The sequence below is a fragment of the Paraglaciecola sp. L1A13 genome (assembly GCF_009796745.1).
GTDB lineage: Bacteria > Pseudomonadota > Gammaproteobacteria > Enterobacterales > Alteromonadaceae > Paraglaciecola.
The window spans coordinates 4,590,178-4,609,826 of record NZ_CP047024.1 but is presented as its reverse complement, the minus strand read 5'-3'; the positions used below and the strand labels follow the sequence as shown (position 1 = coordinate 4,609,826).

Annotated in this window: 17 protein-coding genes and 3 tRNA genes; 14 read left to right on the top strand and 6 right to left on the bottom strand. The window is 42.1% G+C overall.

The features are described from left to right. The first annotated feature begins 4 nt into the window (after positions 1-4). The 7 genes from GQR89_RS19570 to GQR89_RS19540 all read left to right on the top strand — a co-directional run bounded on the left by GQR89_RS19570 (position 5) and on the right by GQR89_RS19540 (position 4,952). A tRNA-Tyr gene (locus tag GQR89_RS19570) sits at positions 5-89 on the top strand. Between the two features lie 32 nt (positions 90-121). Continuing rightward, positions 122-195, top strand: a tRNA-Gly gene (locus GQR89_RS19565). Between the two features lie 11 nt (positions 196-206). Then, positions 207-282: transfer RNA gene (locus tag GQR89_RS19560), tRNA-Thr, on the top strand. A 62-nt stretch (positions 283-344) separates the two neighbouring features. Further along, complete coding sequence (tuf, locus tag GQR89_RS19555) at positions 345-1,526, top strand: elongation factor Tu (protein ID WP_158771312.1); 1,182 nt, start codon at positions 345-347, stop codon at positions 1,524-1,526. Positions 1,527-1,792: 266 nt separating this feature from the next. Beyond that, positions 1,793-2,554, top strand: coding sequence for an ABC transporter substrate-binding protein (locus tag GQR89_RS19550; protein ID WP_158771773.1), 762 nt, complete (start codon positions 1,793-1,795; stop codon positions 2,552-2,554). A gap of 98 nt (positions 2,555-2,652) precedes the next feature. Then, the gene (locus GQR89_RS19545) at positions 2,653-3,705 is read left to right on the top strand and encodes an aldo/keto reductase (RefSeq protein ID WP_158771770.1); all 1,053 of its coding nucleotides are present in this window, start codon (positions 2,653-2,655) and stop codon (positions 3,703-3,705) included. Positions 3,706-3,767: 62 nt separating this feature from the next. Further along, on the top strand, positions 3,768-4,952 hold the full coding sequence (locus GQR89_RS19540) for an acyl-CoA dehydrogenase (protein ID WP_158771768.1): 1,185 nt from the start codon (positions 3,768-3,770) through the stop codon (positions 4,950-4,952). Here GQR89_RS19540 and GQR89_RS19535 read toward each other — a convergent pair. Genes GQR89_RS19535 through GQR89_RS19520 form a run of 4 tightly spaced genes read right to left on the bottom strand, consistent with a single transcriptional unit; the run spans position 4,909 to position 9,893 of the window. Beyond that, positions 4,909-7,065, bottom strand: a complete 2,157-nt coding sequence (locus tag GQR89_RS19535) for a bifunctional diguanylate cyclase/phosphodiesterase (protein ID WP_158771766.1) — start codon at positions 7,063-7,065, stop codon at positions 4,909-4,911. The two genes, GQR89_RS19540 and GQR89_RS19535, sit on opposite strands and share 44 nt — an antisense overlap. Then, positions 7,062-7,565 carry a Rab family GTPase gene (locus tag GQR89_RS19530; protein WP_158771764.1) on the bottom strand — a complete coding sequence of 168 codons (504 nt, stop codon included), beginning with the start codon at positions 7,563-7,565 and terminating at the stop codon, positions 7,062-7,064. Before GQR89_RS19530 ends, GQR89_RS19535 begins: the two co-directional genes overlap by 4 nt. Before the next feature lie 16 nt (positions 7,566-7,581). Next, positions 7,582-9,351: an OmpA family protein gene (locus GQR89_RS19525; protein ID WP_158771762.1), complete on the bottom strand. Its 1,770-nt coding sequence runs from the start codon at positions 9,349-9,351 to the stop codon at positions 7,582-7,584. Positions 9,352-9,359: 8 nt separating this feature from the next. Beyond that, complete coding sequence (locus GQR89_RS19520; protein ID WP_158771760.1) at positions 9,360-9,893, bottom strand: hypothetical protein; 534 nt, start codon at positions 9,891-9,893, stop codon at positions 9,360-9,362. A 224-nt stretch (positions 9,894-10,117) separates the two neighbouring features. Between GQR89_RS19520 and GQR89_RS19515 the strand changes: the two genes are divergently transcribed. The 7 genes from GQR89_RS19515 (at position 10,118) to GQR89_RS19485 (ending at position 17,187) form a co-directional block, all read left to right on the top strand. Further along, the gene (locus GQR89_RS19515; RefSeq protein WP_158771758.1) at positions 10,118-11,716 is read left to right on the top strand and encodes an AbgT family transporter; all 1,599 of its coding nucleotides are present in this window, start codon (positions 10,118-10,120) and stop codon (positions 11,714-11,716) included. A 100-nt stretch (positions 11,717-11,816) separates the two neighbouring features. Next, entirely contained in the window at positions 11,817-12,899 is a 1,083-nt protein-coding gene (gene hemH, locus GQR89_RS19510) for a ferrochelatase (protein ID WP_158771756.1), read from the top strand. Next, the gene (locus tag GQR89_RS19505) at positions 12,899-13,324 is read left to right on the top strand and encodes a DUF4112 domain-containing protein (RefSeq protein WP_199271343.1); all 426 of its coding nucleotides are present in this window, start codon (positions 12,899-12,901) and stop codon (positions 13,322-13,324) included. The genes hemH and GQR89_RS19505 overlap by 1 nt, the downstream gene beginning before the upstream one ends. Before the next feature lie 184 nt (positions 13,325-13,508). Then, a complete protein-coding gene (locus GQR89_RS19500; RefSeq protein ID WP_158771754.1) occupies positions 13,509-15,386 on the top strand; it encodes an ABC transporter substrate-binding protein in 1,878 nt (625 codons plus the stop codon). 48 nt (positions 15,387-15,434) lie between these two features. Further along, a complete protein-coding gene (locus GQR89_RS19495) occupies positions 15,435-16,043 on the top strand; it encodes a glutathione S-transferase family protein (RefSeq protein ID WP_158771752.1) in 609 nt (202 codons plus the stop codon). Positions 16,044-16,054: 11 nt separating this feature from the next. After that, positions 16,055-16,714, top strand: coding sequence for a glutathione S-transferase family protein (locus GQR89_RS19490; RefSeq protein WP_158771750.1), 660 nt, complete (start codon positions 16,055-16,057; stop codon positions 16,712-16,714). A gap of 41 nt (positions 16,715-16,755) precedes the next feature. Further along, positions 16,756-17,187 (top strand): DUF3859 domain-containing protein, encoded by a 432-nt coding sequence (locus GQR89_RS19485; protein ID WP_158771748.1) that lies wholly within the window; start codon positions 16,756-16,758, stop codon positions 17,185-17,187. Positions 17,188-17,215: 28 nt separating this feature from the next. Here GQR89_RS19485 and GQR89_RS19480 read toward each other — a convergent pair whose 3' ends face one another. Next, positions 17,216-18,565, bottom strand: coding sequence for a diguanylate cyclase domain-containing protein (locus tag GQR89_RS19480; RefSeq protein WP_158771745.1), 1,350 nt, complete (start codon positions 18,563-18,565; stop codon positions 17,216-17,218). Positions 18,566-18,762: 197 nt separating this feature from the next. Then, positions 18,763-19,647, bottom strand: a complete 885-nt coding sequence (gene hflC / locus GQR89_RS19475; protein WP_158771743.1) for a protease modulator HflC — start codon at positions 19,645-19,647, stop codon at positions 18,763-18,765. Positions 19,648-19,649: the final 2 nt, after the last annotated feature.

The window sequence follows — 19,649 nt, the reverse complement described above, 5'->3', positions numbered from 1 at the left end:
ATCTGGAGGGGTACCCAAGCGGTCAACGGGATCAGACTGTAAATCTGACGGCTCAGCCTTCGCAGGTTCGAATCCTGCCCCCTCCACCACTTTTTACTTGATATGTATGAGAGTAGATCGTGCGGACGTCGTATAGTGGTAATACCTTAGCCTTCCAAGCTAAAGCTGCGAGTTCGATTCTCGCCGTCCGCTCCATTTTGTGAAATGCTGATATGGCTCAGTTGGTAGAGCGCACCCTTGGTAAGGGTGAGGTCGGCAGTTCGAATCTGCCTATCAGCACCACTCTTCTCTTTCCCATCTCAATAATAATTTTTTCTTAATGTATATTTGCTGAGGAATAGACAATGGCAAAAGCAAAGTTTGAACGTACTAAACCGCATGTAAACGTCGGTACTATCGGCCACGTTGACCACGGTAAAACAACATTAACAGCTGCAATTACTACTGTACTAGCTAAAACGTACGGCGGTAACGCATCTGCATTCGATCAAATCGATAACGCTCCTGAAGAGCGCGAGCGTGGTATCACTATTTCAACGTCTCACGTTGAATACGATACTCCTGCACGTCACTACGCACACGTTGACTGTCCTGGACACGCCGATTATGTTAAAAACATGATCACTGGTGCTGCTCAAATGGATGGCGCAATCTTAGTAGTTGCAGCGACTGATGGTCCTATGCCACAAACTCGTGAGCACATCTTGTTAGGCCGTCAGGTTGGCGTACCTTACATGATCGTTTTCATGAACAAATGTGACATGGTAGACGACGAAGAATTATTAGAATTGGTAGAAATGGAAGTACGTGAATTACTTTCTGAATACGAATTCCCTGGCGATGACTTACCTGTTATCCAAGGTTCAGCTCTTAAAGCCCTTGAAGGCGAAGAGAAATGGGAAGCTAAAATCATCGAGCTTGCAGAAGCCCTTGATTCATACATCCCAGAGCCAGAGCGTGATATTGATAAGCCTTTCCTACTTCCAATTGAAGATGTTTTCTCAATTTCAGGTCGTGGTACGGTTGTAACTGGTCGTGTTGAACGTGGTATTGTTAAAACTGGCGACGAAGTTGAAATCGTTGGTATGAAAGACACTACTAAGAGCGTTTGTACAGGTGTTGAAATGTTCCGTAAATTGCTTGACGAAGGTCGTGCAGGCGAGAACATCGGCGCATTGTTGCGTGGAACTAAGCGTGAAGACGTAGAGCGTGGTCAAGTATTGGCTAAGCCTGGTTCAATCAACCCACACACTAAGTTCGAAGCAGAAGTTTACGTGTTGTCTAAAGATGAAGGCGGCCGTCATACTCCGTTCTTTAAAGGTTACCGTCCACAGTTCTACTTCCGTACAACTGACGTAACAGGTGCTGTAGAGCTTCCTGAAGGCGTAGAAATGGTTATGCCTGGTGACAACCTTAAATTCGTAGTTGAATTGATTGCACCTATCGCGATGGACGAAGGTTTACGCTTCGCTATCCGTGAAGGTGGCCGCACAGTTGGTGCTGGTGTAGTATCTAAAATTCTATAATCGTTTAGATTAAGAATTTAATAAGGTCACTTCGGTGGCCTTTTTTTATGTCTGAAGAAAAGTGACTGGCGCAAAATTTCGAATCGATCCTTGATGTGTCGCCTAGTCAAATAAACCGAGGTATGTTTTCATATGCTTAATGATTAATTTGGGTTGCTATAACGACTATGTTTTTCTGTACTTCGTTTATCGGTTGCGTATTATTAATTTAGTGAACCATAAATAATCAATAACCTTCATTTTGGGCGATAATTTAGTGATGAAATATGTTTAAGTGGCTACTGTTGTGCTTTATCTTTTGCGCTTTTTCAGCTCAGCTTGTTGCCAAAACGCCACCTCAAACGACTACATTAAAAGTAGGTGTACCTGGATTTGCGCCATTTGCTTATGTTAACAGCGAGAATGAACTAACTGGTTCAGTCGTACGCTACCTTGATTTGTTAAGCGTCAAAACGGGTATCAAGTTTGATATCGTACTTTGGCCATACGCAAGAGTGATTTCCGGCGTCCAACGAGGAACATTAGATGGAGCCCTTATTTTTCGAAACGCTCAGTTAGACGACTATGTAACCTTTATAGGGCCTATCTCAAAGTCGAAGGTTATTGTGCTACCTCAAGCAGGTAGAAATTTATCTACTTATAATCAATTATTGTTGCTGAATCATATTGCTGTCATTCGCGGAGCGAGCTTTTCAACAGCTTTTGATGAAGACACTCAATTGCGTAAGCTCCAAGTAAGTGATTATGCTCAAGGTCTTAACTTGCTTAGATTGAACCGGGTTAATGCGGTGGTGGGCTCTTTACAGGGAATTGAATACAACCTAATAGCATTGGGCGAAAATATACAGGATTTTGGTACACCACTGGTACTTGCCGAAAATTCAAATTGGTTTCATTTTTCCAAAAAATCATTACATCAAAATGTAATCCCCGATCTAACCAAGGCGATCGAAGCTTTATATCAACCTGATTTGCTATATAAATTGTATAAGTTACCTGAGTCGCCTAGTCCAATGAATAATGACTGACGGTAATATCTGATAACATTTCCAGCTGCGCGCGCAAAAAGATAGGCAAGTATAATAGGTCGAACCATCCCGCAAATGCAGAAAAATAAGGAATATAAATGAATTATTCGGAATTAGGCCATAGTGGTCTGTCTGTTTCCCGAGTGTGCTTAGGTTCAATGACTTGGGGCGTGCAAAATACACAGCAGGACGCAGATCAGCAAATTGAATATGCCCTTGAACAAGGCGTTAACTTTGTCGACACTGCTGAATTATACCCGGTACCTCCATCGGGGGAAAAATATGGTCAAACAGAGAGGATTATTGGTGACTGGCTGGGGCGTCATCCTGAGCGTCGAAAAAATATCATTTTGGCTTCAAAAATTGTCGGGCCGGGCTTATCTTATATTCGTCAAGGGAGCCCAATTTCTCCAGCATCAGTGATAAAGGCGGTAGATGATTCATTAAAGCGTTTAAACACCGATTATATTGACTTGTATCAGCTGCATTGGCCAAATCGAACATCACCACATTTTGCCAAACACGCGGTGGGCCGCGTTAGTTTCTCTAAGACTGACAGTGCCGCAGAAACCGCACAAATGCTAGCGGTTCTTCAAGCTTTGAACACCTGTGTCGAACAGGGCAAGATCCGTTTCTGTGGTTTATCAAACGAAACTCCGTGGGGGCTAACGCAATACTTAAATTTGAGTAAGCAATATGATTTGCCACGTATGGTGTCGATGCAAAACGAGTTTAATTTGTTGCACAGCAAGGATTGGCCGTATCTTATAGAACATTGCGTAGCAGAAAATATTGCTTATTTACCTTGGTCACCTCTTGCTGGCGGCGCGCTAAGCGGAAAGTATCTGAACAATCAACGTCCAGAAGGAAGCCGATGGACGTTAGAACAACGTAACGGTATTTTCAGAGATACCAAGAATACTGAGTTAGCCGTTTCAGGCTATGTGGACGTTGCTAAGGCACATGGTTTAACACCTTGTGAATTAGCATTAGCTTGGTGTAATAACGTTGATGGTGTGACATCAACTATTATTGGCGCAACAAATATGACGCAATTACACGAAAATATTGCGGCGTTTAAAAAGCCACTTAGTGAACAGGCTAAAGTCGATATCGCCACTGTATTAAAACAATATCCAGCTCCGTTTTAGTTTGCATTACCGAGTGACATATAGACTTGGTAAATCCAGTAACACCTGATTTTGAGATAAATATGACTAATCATTCAACTGCTAAATTTAATTGGCAAGATCCTCTTAATCTTGATGGCATGTTGCAAGATGATGAACGTCTTATTCGCGATACCGCTCATCAATATTGTCAACAAAAGCTTATGCCCAGAATATTAAAGGGTAATCGCCATGAATACTTTGATCGAGACATCATGTCAGAAATGGGTGAGCTTGGATTACTGGGTTGTACCTTACCTCAAGAATATGGCTGTGCTGAAGTGAACAACGTCAGTTATGGATTGCTAGCCAGAGAGGTGGAGCGTGTTGACAGCGGTTACCGCAGTGCGATGAGTGTGCAGTCATCATTGGTTATGTATCCTATCTTTACGTTTGGTAGCGATGAACAAAGGAAGCGTTATCTGCCTAAGTTGGCGCTTGGGCAATGGGTGGGCTGCTTTGGCCTAACCGAGCCGAATTCTGGCTCGGATCCAGCCAGTATGCTCACTCGTGCTCAGGAGGTAGATGGAGGGTATCTATTAAACGGCAACAAATTGTGGATAACCAATTCTCCGATCGCCGATGTTTTCCTAGTCTGGGGGAAGTTAAATGGTGTTATTCGCGGATTTATACTTGAGAAAAACATGCCGGGGTTGTCTGCACCTAAAATTGAAGGGAAGTTTTCATTAAGGGCGTCGGTAACAGGCGAAATTGTGATGCTTGATGTCTTTGTGCCAGCCGAAAACATTCTGCCAAATGTACAAGGCTTAAAAGGTCCTTTTAGCTGCTTGAACAAAGCGCGTTTTGGCATTGCTTGGGGAAGTTTAGGCGCAGCGGAGTTTTGTTGGCATCAAGCACGACAATATTGTTTAGACCGAGAGCAATTTTCTCGTCCATTAGCAGCCAATCAATTGATCCAAAAGAAACTGGCCGATATGCAGACTGAAATTTCTATCGGATTGTTGGCATGTCTGCAAGCAGGGCGTTTAATGGATGCTAACGCACTCGCACCGGAAGCTATTTCTTTAATTAAACGTAACTCTTGTGGAAAGGCGCTTGATATTGCACGCACCTCCCGAGATATGCATGGTGCAAATGGGATTTCAGATGAGTTTCATGTAATTCGGCACGTACTCAACTTAGAAGCAGTGAATACCTATGAAGGTACCCACGATGTACACGCGCTTATTTTAGGTCGTGCTCAGACTGGTCTATCAGCTTTTGGTTAGTTAGGTTGCCCAAGTATTCGCAGAATTCCATAAACGGAAGCGGGCGACTAAACAAATAACCTTGGGCAAGGTTACAGTGATTTAACCGTAAAAAATCACGCTGTAGTTCTGTTTCTACCCCTTCAGCAATAACATTCAATTTCAAACTATGGGCCATGGCGATAATAGCCATAATAATGGCTCTATCATTTTCGTCATTAACTAAATCCTGCACAAAGGATCTATCTATTTTAATATGATCTATCGGCAATTTTTTTAAATATGAAAGTGAACTGTATCCAGTACCAAAGTCATCAATAGACACGCTGACACCTAGTTTTCTGACTTCAGTGAGTAAAAATTGGACTCTATCATAGTTATCTACTAACACCCCTTCGGTGAGTTCTAGTTCCAATTGATTGGGTTGAATATGGTGATTTCTAATTTCGTTTTGAATAAAAGTGAGTAGGTTTCTATCGCCGACTTGTCGTGGGGATAAATTGACTGATAATTTACAGCTGTGTCCTCTGTGATTGAGTGTACTTATCATTTCACAGGCTTTTGAAATGACCCATTTACCAATAGGAATGATTAAACCTGTTTGTTCCGCGATAGGGATGAATTCGTCGGGGCCAATACGTTCACTATCGAAACGATTCCAGCGCAATAGCGCTTCTGCTTTAAGGATAGTGCCGCTGGTAAGGTCAAGCATTGGTTGTAAAAATAGTTCGAACTCATGATTAGTAATGGCGGTTTGTAATGCAGTTTCTAGTTCGATAATACGTTGTGATGCATCTTTGAGCTTTTGCGAATAAAACTGTACGCTGCTTTTTTCGAGCTTCTTAGCATTAAAAACGGCGAGATCGGCAAACTTCATCAATGTCTCAGCGTCATCAGCGTCTCTGGGAAAGCTCGCGGCCCCAATGTTTAAACCCACTTCACAATGCGCACCATTGGGTAGATAAAATGGTTGGGTTGCCACTTCAATAAGCGCGTTACCTAAATCGATACACTGCTGCTGGGTAACCGTTTTTTGACGAATAATGGCAAATTCACCACCACCGATGCGGGCGAACATATCACCATTGCTCACATGAGGTGTAATGCGTTCAACTAGTTCCTTAATAATCTTATCACCGCGCGAATGGCCGTGAACTTCATTGATGCGCTTAAAGTTCTTAATATCTAAATATAATAAATAGAACGGCACCGCATTATTGACCGATTGCTCAAGCTGCATCCAGAAATATTGCCTATTGGGAATGGCCGTGAGCGCATCGTAGTGGGTCAGTTTTTCGTTATTTTGTAATAAGTGTTTAACTTGAGAAATATCGCTGATAATAAAAACCCAATGGGTAATTTTTTGGAAGTCTGTTTTAACTGGATATACCGCTAATTTAAGCCACTTCTCACTGTTTGGTGGTTGTAACCAAAAGAGTTCACCGCTCCAACGACTACCTGTGCTAATTACGCGCTCAAATTCAGGATATTGCTTCTCAAACAATTGAAGAATTAGCTCATAAGGTTCTGTTTTCACTGAGGCTAGGTGGGAATCAAAAACACTGTATAGGGCAGGATTCTGACTAACAGGTTTAAGGTTAGGTGATAGGATAGCCACACCTATTTCTGTCTTCTCGATAACTTCGGTAATGGGTTGCTGCATGTCTTTTAGCGTGGAGGATTGACTAAGAAGTTCGTCTAGACGTTGATGAATATATTCTTGTTGAGCTACGATTTTATCATTAGATAATAATAATTCGCGCGCTGACTGAAGCGTTTTTTGACGTCGTTTGTATTGTTCAACTATGTTGTCGATGATTAAATAAAAGTCGCCTTTATCTGTGGTGGCATAGGCGTTCAACTTTAATTCTTGGTCATCAATTTTTTCACTCCATATACCAGACTCTATTCTCCCATCAGTTGCCAGTTCGAAAAACTCCTCCGCCTGCGCTATAAAGTCATCTAAAAACGGACTACCGCAGGGAGTGATAAATATATTTTCATCCCGCGCATGGGGCAGCAATATATCTATCCATTCGTCTTCAGCATAAATGACTTCGTAGCTACGTGAAGCAATACGTTTGAATATACAACAATCAACGATACCTAATGTTTTAAAAAGAGATATGTTCACCGGCTAGCCTCACTTAGTAAGTGTTGGGCAAGGACAGAGAAGAGTTGGTCAACATTTTCTCCAGTTTTCGCGCTAGTGTTAAATGTATGGATAAACGGACGGGAAAAATCAACTAACTCCTCGTCACTCCAGTGCCACGCGGTACTTAGATCTGATTTATTGATGACTAAGATAGCTGGAATATCTGACACATCTCGAGCTAATCGAAAAATCTCTATTCCTTCAACCAAAGATTGTGAGCGAGTGTGATCGACCACTATAATAAGGGCAGAAGCGCCGCGGATATATTTTGGCTGAAAACCGCAGTAACGATCAATTCCCTCTATATCCCACAGCATAAGTTGTACAGAATCGTCTTCACATACAACGAGCTTTTTGTCTATTTTGACCCCTATTGAAGTCAGATATTTCTCAGAAAAGATCCCTTCAACATATTGTTTGATGAGACTCGTTTTTCCGACACCTGAGGCGCCTAGTAAACATATTTTCTTCTGAATCATAATTATTTATTGTCCATTACTGCTGTGCGGCTTGAGTTGTAATGACGTTAAATAAAACCTTGCGTGTGTCATTACTCGCAGCAGGTAAATCGATTACGCCGATACCGATGGCATTAAGCTTATCGGCAGGTATTCCACCATCTTGTATGGCATCTTTTACGGTTTGGGCACGCTTGACACTCAACATTTCATTGTAGGACTGTGAGCCATTAGTGTCGCTAGCGCCTATAAGTAAAAAGTTTACGTCAATATGGACTTTACTGGCTAGCATTAGCAAGGATTTGGCTTGTGCAGTAATAGCGGCAAGTTTTTCTCGAGCTTGTGGACTTAGCTCAGTACTGTCGATAGCAAACTCGATTGAAGTGCTATTGATTTGGCCAATTTTTAGTTTGATGAGCGTATTGAAATCTGCACTGTCATCAATGTTCACCCGCTCAGGGCTAGTTACCTCAACGTCTTGCAACATTGTCTGGGCATCAGTTAATCCTGGCAATTTTGACAGGGCAAGGTTGAGCTTATTGAATTGCGGTTGATTCAGTTTACCTATTAGTCGCGTGGATTCACCTTGTCTAGTAACTGTGATACTAGGAAACTGAGCAGCAACGACGTTTACCCGTTCTTGCACTATTTGCGGTTCTAAGGATAAGTACGATTTTTCGTTCAAGCTAATAATTTTTGTGGGAACATTTTGTTCCGACAGCCATTTTATGATGGGCTTCGCGCTTGGGTCACGCATCACATCCATTTTAATCTGCTGTATGCCCTTTCTTTCTAACTGTACTAGCATGATGCCAGGCTGCTCATTGATCGCTTGAATTTGTTCAACATAGTCTTGGAATATCCACAATTTATAGGCGTAGTAACTCAGCCCTAATACAACAAATAGCAAAATGCTCCAGGCCATCCACGGCTTAGATTTTTTTTGTTTAGCCGTTTCTTTAAGTTCCGATACTAAGCAGTCCATTAGCTGTTGGTCACAATCTACAAATGGGGCTGCATCACCTTTAAATTCATGTAACTGCTTTTCGTAAAGGCTATGCAGTTCTTCTATCGTCAGTTGTAGCTGGTCTGCTATTTTTTGCGGCATATTGCCCGTTACCGCTGCGACCAACACCGCACTAGGACCAGCTTTAAGTACTAATGTGAAATCGTCGGTTTTCACAATATTTAACGTTTGTTCACGACCTTCTATATTGGGTTTAAATGAATCGGATACGAAGTCATTTATAGCCGTTAACATAGAGGAAATAAGGTCGGCATCCTCGGAATATTGCTGATTATATGACACATTTCTAAGCAGCAAACCGGTCTCCCGATGGATTAAAAAAACTTGTTCCACGCGGTAGTTAAAAGTTTGACTGGCAACGTAGTTTGCGTAAGGAACGCCCGCCTGACGCGCTTTTATTCGCCAAGTGAGACCTTTAATCGTTAAACTATTCTCGAGTAACTGATTGGTCCGCTCTATAAATTCGCTCAAAAAAGCGGTAACTGATTTACGTACCACGCTGCCAACTATGGGATATAAATAGCCAACAAACTGTTCTTTTCGATTAGTGACAGAATATTCGACCGACTTATCAACCAACGGCGCCATAACCTTCTTAACGCTACCGTCTTTGTCTTGACGATCCTTTAAGGCTTCTGAAAATACGTCGCTGACAATTTCTCTAGCATTGTGTCGCAGAGCATCAGTGAGATGTTGATTGTTTTTACCAAACAGAATTCTCCGCAACTCTTGAAGTTGCAGTTCTTGGTCATGCTGGTTGTTACTTCCCTGAGACGACATGATAGAGATTACTCGTCATCGCCAGTTTCCAAGTTGGAGGCGACAGTCGCAAGCAACTTCGCCAGGGTTTTACGATCGGTTTTAGAGGAATTTAAATCATTTGAGACTTGAGTTAGCTGTGCAAGTGCTTGTTTTAACTGCTCAGAAAACTTCATTGAGAGGGCATTTAGATCGTGATCAATTCGTTTGTGTAACTCGTCGGTTTCTTGTTTGTTAGCCGCTTCTGCCATTTCGAGTTCAGATGATAAGTTCTTGTTCAAAGTAAATAATTCATTTGCTTTGGCATCTTGATCTTTGTCTGCGTTTAATAGCTTGTCTTCGAGTTGATGCACATGACTTTCAATTGCCCCTTGGAGTTGACCAAACTGACGAGATGTTTGTTGTTCGAGATGCTTGAGTTGAGTCTGCAAGCTGTGTCCGAGTTGGTCTATTTTCTGCTCAAGATTTTTTTGCGCATCACCAAAAACAATTTGTCGAAGTTGTGCTAATTCAGTAGCGGGTGATTGCTTGTCGTTTTTATCTTGAAGTTGCTTATCTGTCATCTGAATTTCCTTTTGGCAGCAACAATTTAAAGCCTAATTTTTTTCCTTATAACAATAAAGCGTTCCGCCCGAGATACAAATACTTTTTTACTAAAAAACAACCGTTTTGACTGAAATATCATCAGAAAACTAGCACTCTCATCTCGACTCTAACGTTTGCTGAGTGAATTAGGTACTATGGGTAGGTAACCGTAAAAACGCATAGGGACAATTAAGGAGTCGGTTTGCAAGACACTAATATACAGAAAAACCAACCGAATCAAGAAAGCCAGTCAGGGTGGTTTTCACGATTTTTAACAACAGTCGAATGGCTAGGGAATTTGCTTCCTCACCCGATTACCTTGTTCGCGATATTAGCCATGTCGATTGTCGTTCTCAGCGGTATCTTAGGATATTTTGATGTCAGTGTAATTGACCCAAGACCCATTGGTGCCAAAGGGCGTTCACCCGATGGCATGATAGAAGTAGTATCGCTGTTAAATGCACAAGGGTTGCAAAGAATTGTTACCCATTTAGTCACTAACTTTACGGGCTTTGCACCCCTTGGCACCGTATTGGTGGCATTACTGGGTGTCTCTGTTGCTGAGCACTCAGGCTTATTATCAACCGCAATGCGTGCCATGGTAATGAATGCATCGAAGCGCATGGTCACAGTCGTTATCGTATTGGCAGGCATTTTATCTAATACGGCTGCTGAGTTGGGTTACGTAGTGTTAATACCGCTAGCAGCAATGATATTTCATTCTTTGGGCCGTCATCCATTAGCGGGTTTGGCCGCGGCCTTTGCGGGTGTATCAGGCGGGTACAGTGCTAACCTATTATTAGGAACTGTTGATCCTTTGTTATCCGGTATTACAGAAGCGGCAGCCCATATAATCGATCAAGATTATGTTGTTGGTCCGGAAGTAAACTGGTACTTCATGTTTATCAGTACTTTTCTGATTGCAGGATTAGGCGCATTTGTTACCGAGAAAATTGTAGAGCCTCGTTTAGGAGAATATGACCCGAGTGAAGCGTCTATCGAACTTGATAAGCAAGAAATGACTGCGCCTAGCGCTCAGCAGAGAAAAGCCTTGCGCTGGGCTGGTATAAGTTTTGTACTGTTATGTGTAATGCTTGCTTTAACCATAGTGCCAGAGAACGGGATTTTACGTCATCCAGAAACAGGTGCCATAGCGGGCTCGCCTTTTCTAAAGGGTATCGTGGCATTTATTTTTATCACGTTTGCTGTTCCAGGCTTTGTATATGGGAAAGTGGCTGGCACGATGAACAATGATAAAGATGTGATTAATGCGATGTCTAAAAGTATGGGCGCTATGGGCCTATATATTACGTTGGTGTTTTTTGCTGCTCAATTTGTGGCATTCTTCAATTGGACGAATTTAGGTACCGTCTTGGCGGTAAAGGGTGCTGAGCTTATCCAAACTATTGGCCTTGATGGGCCAGGCGTTTTTATATTCTTTATCTTAATGTGTGGCATGGTGAACCTATCTCTTGGCAGTGCATCTGCCCAGTGGGCAGTCACTGCGCCAATTTTTGTGCCCATGCTGATGTTAGTAGGTTTTTCACCTGAAGTGATTCAGGCGGCATATCGAATTGGTGATTCGGTGACCAATGTTATTTCACCTATGATGAGTTACTTTGGGCTGATATTAGCCATTGCCGCTCAGTATAAGAAAAACCTCGGGATGGGAACACTCATTGCCACTATGCTGCCATACAGTTTGGTTTTCATGGTGGGTTGGAGCGTGTTATTTTACCTTTGGGTATTTATCTTCGGTATGCCTGTTGGACCTGGCGCTGCAACTTACTATCCCGGATAACCATGAGTAATGGCTAAATTCAAAATGCAACAAGTCCGATAGCGATTTTACGACGTATTTGTTGCACAGATTTATTGATTAATAGAAGTTGAGTAAACAAATGAAATATCTCTCCAATGGCACATTTACCCATAAACAAGAAGATAAAATTGGCGTACTAATCACTAATCTCGGTACACCACAAGCCCCTGAAAAGGGAGCGTTAAAACGTTATCTACGTGAGTTTTTATCTGACCCAAGGGTAGTTGAGGTACCCAAACTTCTTTGGTGGATGATCCTGAATTTAGTGATTTTGAATATTCGACCTAAGCGCTCAGCGCATGCATATAGTACCGTGTGGACGGATCGAGGCTCGCCCTTAATGTTTCATACTCAGGATCAGGCCGCGGCATTAACACTAAGCATGAAAGAAAAGTACGGTGACAAAGTCGTCGTAGATTTTGCTATGCGTTATGGCTCGCCGTCGATAAAATCGGTTACGCAAAATATGCTTGAACAGGGCGTTCGGCAGTTGTTGGTGTTGCCACTTTATCCACAGTATAGCGGTGCAACAAATGGCTCCACCTTTGACGCTCTAGGAAACGTTCTACGCCAAACACGCTGGATACCGGATGTACGTTTTATCAGTCATTATCATGATTTTGACCCTTATATTGATGCACTCGTTAAAAGTATCGAGTCTCACTGGGCCTCGAACGGTCGTGCTGATAAGCTTATTTTTACTTACCACGGAATACCCAAGCGTTACTTAACCTCCGGTGACCCTTATCACTGTGAGTGTTATAAAACCTCGCGATTAATTGCAGAAAGATTGGGCTTGGCTAAAGAAGAATATATGGTGACATTTCAATCTCGCTTTGGCCGAGAAGAATGGTTGCAACCTTATACTGATCACACACTTAAGGCATTACCTGAGCAAGGTGTCAAATCGGTACAAATGATCTGTCCTGGTTTTTCCGCAGATTGTCTCGAAACCATTGAAGAAATTGGTGTCGAAAATAGAGATTATTTTATGCAAGCGGGCGGCGAACGCTATGAATATATTGAAGCTTTAAATGCCCATCCTGAGCACATTTCTGCTTTGACTCAGTTAATCGAAAAAAATCTTGCTGGCTGGGCGTTGCCGCAACGAAATGTGCAATTAAGTGCTGAATTAGCCACTGAGTTAGGAAGTGATAAATAATGGAAACGACTTCTTTAAAAGCCCCTAAAGCGTTGCGTAAAGCACAAAGAATGGCGCATATTCTTGATTCTGCTGTAGCGATACCTTTTACCAAAATCCGCTTCGGTTTAGACGGCGTTATCGGGTTGATCCCTGGCTTAGGCGATCTGGTCGGGATGGCGCTTTCGGCACATATTGTTCATTTAGCAGGCCAGATGGATGCCCCTAAATCTCTGCGAATAGCGATGATACGCAACACGATTTTTGATTTTCTGATTGGCCTGATCCCTTTTGTTGGGGATATAAGCGACATCTTTTACAAAGCAAACCGTAAGAATATTAGATTATTGGAAAGCTGGTGGGTAAAAACGCATCATAAAACATTAAAGAAACAGGCGGAAGAACATCTGCAGAATTGGCAAACAACCATTAAACACGATGAATAAGACTAAAGTTAATGTATTTTTAATCGTTAGGTGTAATAAATGACCTTTGGTCTAATGTCAAAGTAACATCTAAGCACCTAAAATTAGCTTCGAATACATATTTTTCTTGCGGAAAAACGTTGCAGTTTCAAGCTCTGGTTCTTATTCAGTGTTTATATTTTGCAGGGCGAGGATACCTTTTTTTATGATCAAAATCATTTGGTTCGTTTGGGGTTTATGCTGTTACATCGGCATCGCTACAAATGTATCAGCAGCGCAGACCCTATCCGTTGCTGTGCTGACTACAAGTGAAAATCAAAGTGACGTTTATCGTCAGGTCTTCGATGACTTTGAAACAAAATCCAGCAAATTTCGTATTAAATTAGCTTTTTTCAATGACAATGACTTTAAGAGATTATTACCCAGTTGGTTAGAAACCGGCGAATACGATCTTCTATATTGGCAGGGCGGCCAGCGCTTACGCTCCCTCATTGCTCAGGATGTTATTCAACCAATCGATACACTACTGCCCAAGGCTGAATTGCAAAAGGCACTTCAACCCGCTGTTTTGAATAGCGTTACAAATGAAACTGGCACTTATGCTCTCCCTTTAGCCCAATATGGTTGGGGTTTCTATTACAATAAATCGGTTTTCAAAGAACTTAACGTCCGACCGCCAAAGACGTGGAGTGAGTTTGTAACTTTATGCCGGCAGATAAAAAATCAAGGCGCTAGCCCTTTAGTTCAAGCGATTCAAGAAAGTTGGCCTTTACTTGCTTGGTTAGATTATTTATCAGTGGATGTTGGAGGAACTGCGTTTCGGCAGCAGCTAATCAACGCAAGTCTTTTAGAGCAGCAGAATGCATCTAGTTTAATAGGGCAATTCAATCAATTGTTAGGTCAGGAATGGTTTCTCGCGCCAGAGCGTCGCTGGACTTGGCAGCAAGCAATTAAAGTGGTTGAGAATAAACAGGCGGCCATGACGCTTATGGGGCAATTTGCAGAAAGCACTATTGATAGTACTCAGTCAGAAAATATTGGTTTTTTTCCTTTTCCTAAAGCCAGAGAAGATAATCATAGTGAGGTCGCCCCTTTAGAGTTATGGGTAGTTCCCCGGTCCGCTAAAAATAAAGCACAGCTCACCGACTTACTTAGATTTTTATTGAACAATAATGCGTCCATGGCGATTGGTTTGGGTTCGCTACCGGTGACTACCGATAGTTTTTCTGAATATCTGCCAAGCGAACGTATGAAAACGTCGGCCGAGTCATTAGCACAATCAGACACCTTACTGCAGTTCTTTGATAGAGACGCCGACGCAAAAATTTCCTTAAATGCTGCGCGTAGTTTTGCAAAAAGTATCCATGACGATAATAGCGAATCATTAGTTAATGGTGTGATTAATGGTGCTCAAGTCGTCTATGATATGAACACAGATGTCGATACCCAGCAGCAGCCTCAATTATATTTTTCTTCGATAACAGGTATGAAAGAAACATTTTTTGCATCAAATTTAATGCAAAGTATTTATCGGCAGCTTGGTTACGACATAACCATTACCCGATTCACATCAATTGCAGCATCACTTAATTCATATCGTTTTGGTAGTGATGGAGAATTGATGCGCGTAGATGCCTACAGCAGGCTATCACCATCTCTGTTGCGGATACCTGAACCACTGACAAACATCACTTTTTATTTAGTCTGTAAAAACCTAGATATGTGTTCAAGTAGCCTTTCTAAAGGAAGCGATGTGTTTGTCACTAGCGAATTGCTTGTAGTGAAAGATTGGGCGGCTGAAAACCATGTGAACCTTAAGCGATACAATTCGGTAGAAGCGTTGTTTAATGCCTTTAATTTAAGCGAAAATGGCTTATTGGTGCTCGGTGCCAGTGAAATCATTGATAACAGTTCAATGTTGAGCGAAAGCACTTATAGAACAATTATTTCTGTACCCTTGTATCACTATGTGCATAATAAACATAAGGAATTAGTTCCTTTGATAAATAATGCACTAAAACAATACAAAACCACAGAGCAGTACCAAGCGCTCAAACAACGCTACTGGTTACAGCATAACTGATTAATGGTGTCCATTGCCCAGTGCAGCAACTGACACTGGAGCCGTGAAATGAAAATATATGAAACTAAGACCGCACCTACACCACGCAGAGTGCGGTTTTTTTTAACCGAAAAAAATATTCCGATGGACTACGTTCAGGTTGATATACAAGGTGGTGAAAACCTTAGTCCTGTTATGCGAGCTAAAAATCCAATGGCAAAGGTACCTGTATTAGAATTGGATGATGGGACGTGTATCTATGAATCCGTGTCTATCTGTCGTTATTTTGAAGAGTTGTATCCTCAAATACCATTGATGGGGACTACTCCCCTTGAAAAAGCGCAAATTGATATGTGGCAACGCCAAGCAGAGTTTGGCTTGTTTATGCAAATTGGTATGTGTTTCCAACATTCAACAGGTTATTTTAAGGATCGTATGACGCCCGTAGCAGAATTTGGAAAAGTGGCCGGCGAAGAGGCGACTAAGTTTCTAGAAATAATGAACGACAGATTAAGTGAGCATACATATCTCGCTGGCGAAAAATTTAGTATTGCTGATATTACCGCTGTATGCGCCATAGATTTCGGTCGAGTCGTTAAGCTACGTATTTCACCAGAGCAAACTCACTTACAACGTTGGTATGACTTAGTTAGTTCTCGTCCTGCAGCACTAGCTTAAAAGGATTTAGCATGTTTGATTTATATACATCGTCTACACCAAATGGCTGGAAAGCTTCCGTGGCATTAGAAGAAATGCGTTTACCCTATGAAGTACATAGCATTAATTTGATGGAGCAAGAGCAGAAAGCTCCAGCGTTTTTAGCACTTAATCCAAATGGACGCATTCCGGTATTGGTTGATAGAGATAATGGCAATTTTTCTGTTTTTGAGTCTGGTGCCATTATGCTTTATTTGGCTGAAAAGACAGGTCAGTTCCTGCCAAGTGATGCTAAGGGGCGCTCGCAAGTTATCCAATGGCTAATGTTTCAGATGGGTGGTATCGGCCCGATGATGGGACAAGCAAATGTATTTTACCGTTATTTTCCAGAAAAAATTCAACCTGCTATCGATCGGTATCAAAAGGAAGGCAGAAGATTGTTTGAGGTATTAGATACACAATTGAGTCAGCATGAGTATTTAGCAGGGGAATACAGTATTGCAGACATGGCAAATTGGTGCTGGGTACGAACGTATGAATGGTCAGGAATTGATATTAACGGGCTCGAACATTTGATCCGCTGGAAAAACAGCATTGAAGCACGGCCTTTGGCACGTAAAGGCGCACAGGTGCCAGAAAAAATAGACCGAGACAAATTGGTCGAAGGTGCGCAAACAATTGTTACACGTTAGTCATGTTGTCTCTGTCTCCATAGCAAATCGAGGTCATCAGGGTGTCTAAATTACGTTCGTTCTTTGATATCACCAGCTTCGGTATTTATAAGCACTGGAATGAGAAAGAAAAAGCTTTACCCAAAATAAAAACCTTTACCACTGATATACCCGCCGAACTTGATATTGAGTTCGGCTTTATCGTTAATTGTAAAAAAGCCAAGGGTAAAAAGCTCACCTATTATATTTATCATCCTGATATTCCTGATGCGTCGGGCCAGATATTGCCGCCATTTACCGGTGAGGTATATGTGGCAAACAATGACTGGGACTTTTATTTAGGCGATACCATTTGGTTACCGCTCAATAATAAAGTAGGGGATTGGCGTATGGTCATTAAACATGATGATCAGGTCTTAGCAGAAAAAACGTTCAGTGTCCTAATGGAACATGGCGACGGTGAAATTCAATTTTGGAAGCATAGAGGTTATTAGGTAGTTGCCAATGTTGGTCGGCCGAGAACTAGCGTCTTAGCTGTTTCAGTTGAGAATCGTTTTTCTGTCGATACATATCGGTATCCGCCGCACTGGAAAGTTGTTCTCTATTTATGCCGTCAAGTGGATATATGGCCAAGCCAATACTAGCTGTAATGTTGATGGTGTGTCCGCGTATTCTCATCGGCTTTTCAATTGATTCGTTGAGTTTGGCTGCAACCAATTCTACGTCATTTTGGCCATGAATATTGACCAACAATAGCGTAAATTCGTCACCGCCCATGCGCCCAGCCGTATCAGAATAACGTATGCCAGCCACCAAGCGCTGACTAAATTCAACTAAAACCCCATCGCCCACTTCATGCCCTAGGGTATCATTGATCAATTTGAACTTATCTAAGTCGATATAAAGTAATGCCATTTGCTGGTTTTCACGGAGTGCTTGTTTTAATGCAAAATCGAAGCGCACATTGAATAGCGAGCGATTCGCCAGATTAGTCAATGCGTCGTGGTTAGCCAAGTGCAACAGACGGGTTTCCGTTTGCTTGCGCGTAATCGCATTGGCAATTTGCACCGAAACAAAATGCAATAGCTGTTCACTTTGTTCAGAATAGTCACCGCTGTCAGTAGAATGTTGCAAGACAAGCGCACCGATCACACTGTTAGCAGAAATTAGTGGCACACCAAGCCAATCCAAACCATTTAATTTATTGGGCGGCAATTGGCTGCTAGACGCTCCGCTTAGTGGCCCATGTATTAACAGTGGCTTGCCATCTAAGATGACCTTGGATAGAGGCTCACCTTCAACAAGTTCACGGCTGTGATAGCTACGCTCGAGTAGATCGACATAGTAAGGAAAAACCACCTCATTGTTATTTGAATTATATAGCGTGACGCAAAAGCTCTGGGCAGGTAACAAAGTGGTGATAATTTGATGTATATGTCGATACAGCGTCGTTAAGTTTGCTGCAGTATGTGCTGCTTCTGATATATCGTATAGTGCTTTTTGCAGCCGCTCAGCACGTCTCACTTGGGTGATATCCCGAGCAACCGCTAAGCGCATGCCTTCGGTGGCAGACCAAGATGCAGACCACATAATATCCACCAGATGTCCGTTTTTATGTATATAGCGGTTTTCGAAATGGGGGATTGCTTGTCCGTTCATTACTTGTTGGGCGGTATTGAGCGTTCTCTCTCGATCGTCCGGATACACAAGATCAAGCATCGGCGTGCCAATCAATTCGCTCGAGGTATAACCAAAAATGCGTTCGCTGGCAGCATTCACAAATACAAACCGACCTTGCGTATCTACCACACAAACTGCATCAAGGAGTAAATCTAAAAATTTCGGCAGTAATTGTTGAATATCTTCGCGCATTAATCAGCGTCATACATTAGGCACAATGGGGCGATTCTATCATCATCAGCGGATGAATCACCTAGGGATATTTGACTAAAGGAAATTGTTAATCAGGGGAGGGTAACGAAAAGGCCTGTTTGGGTGTTATACACAAACAGGCTTAGATAAAGCTTTATAACATGCCCCAGTATATGGGGCACTTAGGTAAACAATTATTATGGCTTGCCTGATTCACTCTTCATGTATTTGAAGAAGTCACTGTCAGGTTCAAGCACAATAACATCTTGCTTGTCGTTAAAGCTGTTTTTATATGCGTCCATACTACGTAGGAAGTTATAGAATTCAGCATCTTTGGTATATGTTTTAGCATATATTTCAGCTGCTTTTGCATCGCCTTCACCGCGCAGCTTACGTGCGTTACGTTCAGCATCAGCTAACATTACTGTCACTTTTGCATCCATATTCGCCTTGATGAATTCTGCTTTTTCTTTACCTTCTGAACGGTGCTCACGAGCTACCGCGTCACGCTCAGTACGCATACGTTGGAAAATATAGTTACGTACTTCTTCAGGTAAATTAATCTGCTTAACACGCACATCAACAATTTCAATGCCAAGCTCATCTGAACTATCAGAGGCCTGTGCCATTGCTTCATCCATTAACTCTGAGCGCTCGCCAGATACAATCTGTGAAATGGTACGAGTACCAAATTCAGATCGTATTCCGTTGTTCACTTTTTGCTGTAGTAAGATTTCAGCGTTATCTTTAAATCCGCCTGTCGCTAAGTAGTATTTAGCAAAATCTTTGATCTTCCATTTTACATACAGATCTACGATTAAATCTTTCTTCTCTGAGGTAACAAAACGGTCAGCGACTTCATCCAAGGTTTGAATACGCGAATCCAAATTAATGACGCGGTCAATCAAGGGTAGTTTAAAGTGTAGACCAGGTTCGAAAACAACGGTTACACCATTGTCGCTATCGCGCTGTACTTTACCAAACTGTATAACGATGGCCTTTTCACCTTCGTCTACAACGAAAAGTGAACTGAAAACTAAAGCGCCAAGGGCGATAATGATGACTAATATGAAATTTTTCATCG

Bases quoted from the DNA above. Each gene is read 5' to 3' on its own strand.
- GQR89_RS19520 (WP_158771760.1), bottom strand. From the start codon at position 9,893: ATGACAGATAAGCAACTTCAAGATAAAAACGACAAGCAATCACCCGCT.
- GQR89_RS19545 (WP_158771770.1), top strand. From the start codon at position 2,653: ATGAATTATTCGGAATTAGGCCATAGTGGTCTGTCTGTTTCCCGAGTG.
- GQR89_RS19490 (WP_158771750.1), top strand. From the start codon at position 16,055: ATGTTTGATTTATATACATCGTCTACACCAAATGGCTGGAAAGCTTCC.
- hflC (WP_158771743.1), bottom strand. From the start codon at position 19,647: ATGAAAAATTTCATATTAGTCATCATTATCGCCCTTGGCGCTTTAGTT.
- GQR89_RS19495 (WP_158771752.1), top strand. From the start codon at position 15,435: ATGAAAATATATGAAACTAAGACCGCACCTACACCACGCAGAGTGCGG.
- tuf (WP_158771312.1), top strand. From the start codon at position 345: ATGGCAAAAGCAAAGTTTGAACGTACTAAACCGCATGTAAACGTCGGT.
- GQR89_RS19530 (WP_158771764.1), bottom strand. From the start codon at position 7,565: ATGATTCAGAAGAAAATATGTTTACTAGGCGCCTCAGGTGTCGGAAAA.
- hemH (WP_158771756.1), top strand. From the start codon at position 11,817: ATGAAATATCTCTCCAATGGCACATTTACCCATAAACAAGAAGATAAA.
- GQR89_RS19500 (WP_158771754.1), top strand. From the start codon at position 13,509: ATGATCAAAATCATTTGGTTCGTTTGGGGTTTATGCTGTTACATCGGC.
- GQR89_RS19505 (WP_199271343.1), top strand. From the start codon at position 12,899: ATGGAAACGACTTCTTTAAAAGCCCCTAAAGCGTTGCGTAAAGCACAA.
- GQR89_RS19540 (WP_158771768.1), top strand. From the start codon at position 3,768: ATGACTAATCATTCAACTGCTAAATTTAATTGGCAAGATCCTCTTAAT.
- GQR89_RS19550 (WP_158771773.1), top strand. From the start codon at position 1,793: ATGTTTAAGTGGCTACTGTTGTGCTTTATCTTTTGCGCTTTTTCAGCT.
- GQR89_RS19480 (WP_158771745.1), bottom strand. From the start codon at position 18,565: ATGCGCGAAGATATTCAACAATTACTGCCGAAATTTTTAGATTTACTC.
- GQR89_RS19525 (WP_158771762.1), bottom strand. From the start codon at position 9,351: ATGTCGTCTCAGGGAAGTAACAACCAGCATGACCAAGAACTGCAACTT.